At 72.6% G+C, this 8,250-nt stretch carries 8 protein-coding genes; 4 read left to right on the forward strand and 4 right to left on the reverse strand.

Features of this window, described 5'->3' with window-relative positions:
• The 4 genes from G4D87_RS28875 to G4D87_RS28890 form a co-directional block, all read left to right on the forward strand.
• Window positions 1-467, forward strand: a 467-nt coding sequence (locus G4D87_RS28875) for a FecCD family ABC transporter permease (RefSeq protein ID WP_163785930.1), incomplete at its 5' end; no start/stop codon positions are given.
• Window positions 464-1,267, forward strand: a complete 804-nt coding sequence (locus G4D87_RS28880; RefSeq protein WP_163785931.1) for a heme ABC transporter ATP-binding protein — start codon at window positions 464-466, stop codon at window positions 1,265-1,267. The genes G4D87_RS28875 and G4D87_RS28880, both read left to right, overlap by 4 nt.
• A 241-nt stretch (window positions 1,268-1,508) precedes the next feature.
• Window positions 1,509-3,143 carry a hypothetical protein gene (locus G4D87_RS28885; RefSeq protein ID WP_163785932.1) on the forward strand — a complete coding sequence of 545 codons (1,635 nt, stop codon included), beginning with the start codon at window positions 1,509-1,511 and terminating at the stop codon, window positions 3,141-3,143.
• Between the two features lie 505 nt (window positions 3,144-3,648).
• Entirely contained in the window at window positions 3,649-4,053 is a 405-nt protein-coding gene (locus tag G4D87_RS28890; protein ID WP_163785933.1) for a hypothetical protein, read from the forward strand.
• Window positions 4,054-4,317: 264 nt separating this feature from the next.
• On the opposite strand, the gene G4D87_RS28895 is transcribed toward G4D87_RS28890, so the two are convergent.
• From G4D87_RS28895 to G4D87_RS28910, 4 genes are all read right to left on the reverse strand, one after another.
• Window positions 4,318-6,237, reverse strand: a complete 1,920-nt coding sequence (locus tag G4D87_RS28895) for a tetratricopeptide repeat protein (protein ID WP_163785934.1) — start codon at window positions 6,235-6,237, stop codon at window positions 4,318-4,320.
• Complete coding sequence (locus G4D87_RS28900) at window positions 6,237-6,872, reverse strand: hypothetical protein (protein ID WP_163785935.1); 636 nt, start codon at window positions 6,870-6,872, stop codon at window positions 6,237-6,239. The genes G4D87_RS28895 and G4D87_RS28900 overlap by 1 nt, the downstream gene beginning before the upstream one ends.
• A complete protein-coding gene (locus G4D87_RS28905; protein ID WP_163785936.1) occupies window positions 6,869-7,378 on the reverse strand; it encodes a hypothetical protein in 510 nt (169 codons plus the stop codon). Before G4D87_RS28905 ends, G4D87_RS28900 begins: the two co-directional genes overlap by 4 nt.
• Window positions 7,360-8,250, reverse strand: an 891-nt coding sequence (locus tag G4D87_RS28910; protein WP_338045006.1) for a tetratricopeptide repeat protein, incomplete at its 5' end; no start/stop codon positions are given. The genes G4D87_RS28910 and G4D87_RS28905, both read right to left, overlap by 19 nt.

An 8,250-nucleotide genomic window follows, 5' to 3' on the forward strand; every position in this document is an offset into this window, starting at 1 on the left:
CCATCACCTTCTGGACCTGGGGCAGCCTGGCTGGCGCGTCCTGGGACGTGGTGGGGGCCGCCACGCTGCCGCTGCTCATCGCCCTGGGCCTGCTGCTGCGTGAGGCGCGCACCCTCAACCTCCTGCTGCTGGGGGAGCGCGAGGCGTGGCACCTGGGCGTGGATGTCGAGCGCCTCAAGCGCCGGCTCATCCTCTCCGCGGCCCTGGGGGTGGGGGCCGCGGTGTCCGTCACCGGGGTCATCGCCTTCGTGGGCTTGCTGGTGCCCGCGCTGTTGCGGCTGGCGCTGGGGCCGGACCACCGGCGGCTGCTCAGCGCGTCCGCCTTGCTGGGAGCCTCGCTGCTGGTGGGCGCGGACCTGCTGGCTCGCACGGCGGACATTCCCTCTGAGCTGCCCGTGGGCGCGCTCACGTCCGTGCTGGGCGTCCCCGTCTTCGTCGCGCTGCTGTCGCGCAAGGGGGCCGTATGAGTCTGGAGGTTCGTGGCATCGAGGTGTGGCGGGGCCGGGGGCGGACGCTGGGGCCCATGGACCTGGCCCTGCGGCCCGGCGAGGTGCTCGCCGTCGTGGGGCCCAACGGCGCGGGCAAGTCCACGCTGCTGTCCGCCATGTCGGGCGAGCTGCGGTGCTCGACGGGCGAGGTGCTCCTGGACGGCCTTCCCTTGTCGCGCTGGAAGCCGCGGGAGCGGGCCGTGCGGCTGGGCGTGCTTCCCCAGGAGTCGTCGCTGGGCTTCGGCTTCACGGCGCTGGAGGTGGCGCTGCTGGGGCGGAGTCCGCACGCGAGCCGCGCGGAAGGCAGCGCGGACCTGGCGGCGGCGGTGGCGGCACTCGATGCCACCGACACGCGGCACCTGGCTTCGCGTTCGTATCTCACGCTGTCCGGGGGCGAGCGGCAGCGGGTGCAGCTGTCGCGGGTGCTGGCTCAGCTCTCCGAACCGGTGGCCTCCGGACACCGCTACCTGCTGCTGGACGAGCCGACGGCGAGCCTGGACCTGGCCCACCAGCACCTCGTGCTGGAGGCGGCGGCACGCTTCGCCCAGGAAGGCGGCGCGGTGCTGGCGGTGCTGCATGACCTCAACCTGGCCGCGCGTTACGCGCACCGGATGGCCGTGCTCGCCGAGGGCCGGGTGGTGGAGCTGGGCGCCCCGGCGAAGGTGCTCTCCCAGGCGTTGGTGGCCCGCGTCTTCGGCCTGCGCGTGCAGGTCGTCGAGTGGCCGGGCTTGCCCGGTCCCCTGGTCATCCCGGAGGGTCGCGCGCCGCTGCCTCCCTGAGCACGGACGGAGCCGTGCTCGCTGGCTTCAGCTCCCCGCGGGAGACGTCCTGGGCGCCGGTGCCCCTCCACACCGCGCGTGATGACCCAGGGCCTCTCCCGTGGGGGGCGCCGTTGCGTCACCCTGGCGGCAGACGGGCAGGGAAGCCTTGGCCTGCCCGGTGCTCCCATGCCGCACACCGGGCGTGCTGTCGTGCCTCCTCGCCCTGTCTCCCTTCGGCGGGCGCGGAGGTGCCACGGCATTGCGTTTCGAAACGGCGGTGTGGTGCCTGGGCATCCTCGTGCTGGCGTGCGGGCCGGAGCAGGACGGGCCGCCGTGTGATGCCGCCTGCGCGCCGGAGGACACGGTGTGCCGTGCCCGCGCGTGTGCCTCCGCTCTTCCCGACGAGGCCCTGCGCACCGCGGCGGATTGTGTCTCCATGCCGGAGGAGGGCCGGTGTCTGGGGACTCGCATCGTGGAGCGGTGCGTGGAGGGCGTGCGTCTCCAGGAGGATTGCGGTGCCGACGAGGCCTGCGTACTGGAGGGCGGAGCCCACTGCGCCGCGGGCGCGGCGTGCCTGGACGGCGGCTCGCGGTGCTCGGCGGACGGTGTGTGGCAGGCCTGTGTCCAGGGGCAGTGGCGTGCGCGCGAGTGCGCGGCGGGCTGCGTGGAGACGGAGGGGCGCGGCTGGTGTGGCGCGCCCGGGCCCACGCTGAGCGGCACCGTGCGCTACGCGCGCCGGTTCCCGGATGCCGACTTCACCGGATGGTCGGCCGAGGCGGAGTGGGTCCCGGCTGGAGGCTTCCTCGTGGCCTCGTATCAGGGGGCCACGCTCGTGGACTTCCAGGTGTCGGGCCTGGATGGACGGTTCTCGGTGCGGGTCGCGGCGCAGCCTCGGGAGGAGGACCGCATCGTCGTGTACGCGGCAGGGCTGGGCTCGGCCGCGCGCGTGGCCTACGCGGTGGCGGACCCGGGGCAGCGAGGGGCTCGGGAGGTGACGGAGGTGCCGGGCAGCGCGGCGCGCATCTGGAGTTGGTCTCAGTCCACGCGCGCCGTTGCCGGACAGGGCGTCTTCTCCATCGCGGAGGCGGACGGCTCCGGAGCCGCCTCCGTGTTCAGCGCGCTGCGCGCCGCGTGGCACGAGTCGCGGGGACGGTATGGCCGCGCGGGACTGCCTGTCGTGGTGTGGCTCGGCTTTGGGACGACGTGGTCCTGCGGCGCCTGCTTCGCGCCGTGGCCGGTGACGGCGGCGGGGCGGACGTGGGGCGCGCAGGTGTGGCTGCCGGGGGATGGCGACGCGGCCTGGTGGTCGGAGGCGATGGTGCTGCACGAGCTCGGGCACTGGGTGATGGCCAGCCATGGCACCAGTCCGAACGAGGGCGGCCCGCACTACCTCGGCGTGCCCACCTTCCCGGGACAGGCGTGGAGTGAGGGGTGGGCCACCTGGTTCAGCGCGGACGTGCGAGGCAGTCCCCGCTACTTCGACAGGCAGGGTGGGACGATGTTCTGGATGGACCTGGAGGCGCGCCGGCCCGCGACGGGGGCGTGGACGCGGCCCCGTCCGGAGGCGGGATTGCTGCAGAAGCTGGAGGTGAGCGAGGTGGCCGCCATCCTCTACCGACTCGGCAAGGGCACGTCCTCGCGGCAGCCGATGTACGAGGCGCTCGCGGCCCCCGGCATGAACGCGGCGCCGTGGCGACGGGGCTACCAGCGGCACCAGTGGCGTGTGGAGGCGGGCCAGTTGGTGGACGTGGCGCGGACGGACATCCCCGCTCCCTGCCTGGCGGACTTCCTGGACACGATGATGTGCCAGGGCTTTCCGCGCTGGGTGATGGACGCGGCCACCGAGCCGGAGTCCGCCTACCCGTATCCCAGTCACTCACCGCTGTGCCAGTGACGCCGCGGAGCATGTCGATGACGACGCCACGTCACGGAGAGGCCGCATGTTGCTGACGCGCAAGCGAGTGGCGGGCGTCGTCCTGGCGCTCGCGCTGGCGGGAGCCCTGTCCACGGGCGTGGCTTCAGGGGTGGAGCGCCTCCGCGGCAAGACTCGCAAGCGCCTCGCGCCGCCCGCTCATCAGGAAGCCGTGGTACGCACACGCGTCACCGGGGACGCGGCTGTTGTGCGGACGCCGGTTCTCGCGGGCCTTGCCCCGTCTCCGATGCAGAGAGGTGTCTCCGCGCGCCGTGCGCTCTCGGCGCCTCCCGCGTCGGGGCACCGCGCTGCCCGGACGGAGGAGGCACGAGGCCATGGTCATGCGCCTTGGACAAGCCGTGGTGCTTCTTCATCTGCGGAGGATGCACGGCCAGCGGACGACGCGCCGACGCTGGACGCTGCTGGGCATGCGCACGCCACCGGTCCGGGAGCTGGGCTCACGGCGAGGCTTCCTTCGCCCCTGCGCGTGAGCTGGACGGTGGTGGCGTCCTCGCCTGGGCAGGTGTGGCTTGTGGCCGAGGTGGAGCGGCGCGCGGGCTTCGAGGCGCCCGTTGAAGTGCGGCTCTCGCTTCCTGTCGGCGCCACGCTGACGGAGGGCGCGGCCGCCTTCACCGTTCCCGCTGGGGTGGGGACAGGCGCGCGCTCCGTGACGTACGGCGTGGCCTTCGAGGCTGGCACGCCGCCCTCGGAAGACCTCGTGCTGGTGGCGCATGCGGAGGGCGCGTCCTTTGGCGTGCACGCGGAGGCGCGCCATCGATTCGGCCGGGCGCTTGCGCTGGAGCCCCAGCCGGTGCCCACGGGGCCTGAGTTGCCCGCCGTGCTCATGACAGGGGACGGCACGCCTTCTGGCTCAACGGATGAGGAGCCCTGACAGAAAGGGGCCGGGCCGAGGTTGGCAGGTCGCGAGCTCGCGAACGGCCTCCAAGGGGGAGCTGCGCCCGCGCGGCGGTTGGAGTAGTCACGGGCGTGGGTTGTCGTCGAGGAGCCGCATTGGAGACTGCTCAAGCGTCATTCCAATTCGGAAGTGCTCGTCGCGGTGAGCGCTGTGTTGCTGGGCGTGCCGGCGTAGCTGGGCTCACCCGCGGGACTGCGCGGGCGCGATGCCCGCACACGCTGCCGTGGGCCCGCGCGCGGCCTACGGCGTGGGCGCGGACGCCGTCAGCCGCATCAGCGCGTCCTTCGCATCCGGGTGGTCCGGCTGCAACTGCACGGCCCTCTTGTAGGCGTCCTTCGCCTCGTCGAGGCGCTTCGTCGCCTCCAGCAACTGCCCGAGCGCGTTGTGCGGCTCGGCGAAGTTCGGGTCCGCCTGCACGGCGCTGCGGAAGGACTTCTCCGCGCCCTTCGCGTTGCCCTGCTGGTACAGCGTGTGGCCCATGTACAGCAGGCCCAGCGAGTGGCGAGGGTCCACCGACAGCACGGACGTCAGCACCTTCTTCGCCTTCGCGCCGTCGCCGCCACGCAGATAGATGAAGCCCAGCTCCGCGCGAGCCTCCAACTGCGCCGGGTCCTTCGCCACCACCGCCTCGAGCTCCGCCACGGCCAGGTCCGGCCGCCCACGCCGCGAGTGGACGATGCCCAGCCGCGCCAGCGCCGCGGTGTCGGCCTCTTCGCCGTCCTGGGGCTTGAGCAGCCCCTCCGCCGCCACATAGTCGCCCATGGCCAGCAGCAGGTCCGCGAGCGCCAGCTTCGCGGCGCGATTGCCGGGGTCCTCCTCCAGGAGGGCCTTGTAGAGCGGCTGTGCCTTCGCGCCCACCCGCTTCTGCGCGTACACCTCCGCGAGCGCCAGCCGGTTCTCCGGCGTGGGGGAGAGCTTCACGCCCTCTTCGTACTCGGCGATGGCGCCATCCAGGTCACCCTTGGCGCGCAGGGCCTCGCCATAGGCGGCGCGGGCGCTCGCGTCCTTCGGGAAGGCGTCCACGGCCGTCTTCAGGGTGGCCACCGCCTCGTCCGCCTTGCCCAGGCTGAGCCACGCGCGAGCAAGTCCCTGGTACGCCTCGGTCGTCTTCTTCCCGTCCTCGGCGCTCTTCTCGATGGCCTTCTTGAAGGCCGCCACGGCCTGCTTCTTCTTGCCCTGCGTCAGGTACAGGTGGCCCAGTTGGATGTACGGCCCGCTGGACCGCTGGGGCTCCAGCACCACGGCCTTCTCGAAGGCCTTCATGGCCCGGACGTTGTCACCGAGCTGGTAGTACGCCAGCCCCAGGTTGAAGTGCGCCTCGGCGAACTTCGGGTCCGCCGCGATGGCCTTCAGGAAGGCGTCGGTGGCCTTGCGTGGGTCGTCCTTCCCGTTGAACGCCACGCCCATGTTGTTGTGCGCGCTGGCGTGCTTGGGGTCGGCGGCCAGCGTGCGCTGGTACTCGGCGATGGCGCCGTCCAGGTCGTTCTCCCGCATGAGGAGCACGCCGAGGTTGTAGTGCGCCTCGGTGTCACCCAGCTTCTGCCGGGTGGCCTCGCGCAGCGTCTCCTTGGCCTCGCCGTTGAGGCCCTTCTCCGCCAGGGCCTTGCCCAGGTTCACACGGGCCACGTTGAGCTTCGCGTCCAGCTTCAGCGCCTCGCGGTAGGCCTCGATGGCGTCGTCCGTGCGGCTGGCGCGCTGCAGGGCCTCGCCCAGGTTGAAGCGCAGCTCCGCGTCCTGGGGCGCCAGCTCCACCGCCACCGCGTACTGGCTGATGGCCACGTCGCGCTCGTCCAGCACGCGCGCCAGGAGGCCGCGCTCGGCCCGGAGGGTGGACTCCTCGGGGAAGGCGGCGATGGCCGTGTCCAGCACCGTGCGCGCCTGTCCCGGCTCTCCGGACAGCCGCAGCGCGCGGGCCAGGGCCAGCTTCGGCGGGATGAGGTCCGGCTCCTGGTCCACCAGCTTCTTCAAGGGGGCCACGGCCTTCTTCGGCGTGTTGAGCGCGAGGAAGGCGGTGCCCAGGCGGTACAGGGCGTCCGCGTCATCGGGGGCTTCGGCCAACCGCGCGCTCTCCACGGCGGCGGTGCGCTCGAGCGTGGCCGCGTCGGGCTCGGCGGCCTGCGCGGTGAGGAGCTGGAGCACCAGGAAGCTGGCAGTGTTCATTATAGGTTCTCCACGTAGGGACTCGCGCGCGCGTCGAAGGTCTTCTTCGCGAGCGCCGCCTTCTTCGCCTCCCACGCCTCCCGCGCCGTCTTCTCTTCCTTCTCGTCCCCCGTGAGCTCGGCGCGCTCTTCCTTCACCTCCGCCTTGCACTCGGAGACCTGCTCCTCGAAGTCCTTCGGCTCCAGCCGCTCGCTGCCCTCGACCTTCGCCTTCCGGGCGGCCTGCAGGCGGGCCAGCTCGAACTCCGCGAAGGCGCAGCGCAGCGCCAGCCGCTCCACGTCCCGCAGGCCCACGCTGAGCCGCTGCCGGGCGCGCAGGTACTCCACGCGGGCCTCGGCCTCGGCGATGGCCAGCTTCGCCACCTCGCGGGACACCTCGTCCGACGCGCGGTCCACCTCATCCTCCGCGGCTTCCTGGCGGGAGCGGGCGCGGCGGATGTGGTCGCGGGCGCGGCCAATCTCGTTGTCGGCCTCGTCCACCTTGTCGATGGCGAGCGCGAGGTTGTTCTCCGCCTCCAGCAGCTCGATGCGCGCCTCGTACGGGAGCTTCTTCTCCAGCGAGTCGGGCACGCGCATGTTGTAGCTGGCGCCGCACGCGGAGAGCAGGGGGAGGGTGAGCAGGACAAAGCGCTTCATGGAACCGTCGCCTCGAAGCTTCCGAAGATGGTGCGCCCGGAATAGGTGTGGGTGCCGTTGACGAACGTGACGTGGAACTCGCCGGAGATGCGCTGGCCCTGCTGACTGGGGAGGGCCTTCACCTTCAGCCCGCCCACCCGCAGCTCCGGGAAGGTCCGCGCCGGCTCATCCAGCACGTTGCGGCCAATGGCGCCGCGCTGGGCGCCGCTGGCAAGGACTTCCGCCAGGTTGACGTCCAGCGAGCCGGTGTAGCCCTCCGGGAGCATGTCCTGCACCCGGGCGCTGACCTTCAGCACCGTGTTGGTGCCCGTGCCCTGCTGGGTGACGAAGTTCACCGCCAGCTCGCCTTCGGCCAGCTGCGCCTCCGCGCGGTCGTAGCGCAGGTCGAGCAGCGACGTCACGCTGCCCTCCAGCTGCCCGCCCTCGTCGCCACAGGCGCAGAGAGCGGCGGTGAGCAGGACGCCGAGCCACGATGCACGCGCGGGCCTCACTTGCATGCCTTCCACCCGCCATCCACGTCGTTGCCGCCCAGCGAGGCCACGTCCTTGAGCACGGCCAGCTCGCGGCGGGCGCCGTCCACGTCGCCGAAGCGGCAGCGCAGCGCGGCCAGGTTGAGGCGCGCCTTGCCGAAGGTGGGGTCGGAGTCCATGGCGCGGCCGTAGGCCTCGCGCGCGCCCATGGCGTCACCCATGTGGAGCAGCGCCAGGCCCAGCGCGGAGTGCGCCGAGGCCCGCGTGTCCTGCAGCTCCGTGACGCGGCCCAGGGTGAGCTGCGCCATGCCGTATTGGCGCGCGTCCAGGTAGGCCAGCCCCAGCGCCTCCAGCGCCTCCGCGTTGAGCGTGCGCTCGGCCTTCTTGCGCAGGTCCTCCAGGGACGCCGGCTGCGTGGGCGTGCCCGGCTGCGGCACCGGCAGCGCCGCCGTCTCCGTGCGGGCGCGGCAGCCCACCACCGCGGCGCTGAAGACCTCCAGCGACTCGGCGCGGGACAAGCAGGCTTTGAACGCCTCGTCGGAGCGCGCCTTCAGCGGCGTCACCTGCTCCTTCACCGCGGCCCGGAACTGCTGCGCCTCCGCGGCGGACAGGCCGGCGGGAAGGGCCGTGCCCTCCACCACGTCCGCGATGTGGCCGTACGCGAGCGCCAGCCGCCACAGCGAGGCCACCGCCCACTCGGCGTAGCCCAGCGACGCGGCCTGCGTGTAGATGCCCTCCATGCTCTGGAGCGCGGCGACCTTCTCCTCCACCTGGTCCGCCGGCAGGTCCCTGTAGCCGCGGTAGAGGATTTCGCCCAGGTACCACAGGCCCTTCGCCGCCTCCTCGGTGCCGCCGTTGGGGCCCTGCACCGCGGTGGTGAGGGTGGCGATGAGCGCGTCGGCGGGGGC

The sequence above is a fragment of the Myxococcus vastator genome, assembly GCF_010894475.1.
GTDB lineage: Bacteria > Myxococcota > Myxococcia > Myxococcales > Myxococcaceae > Myxococcus > Myxococcus vastator.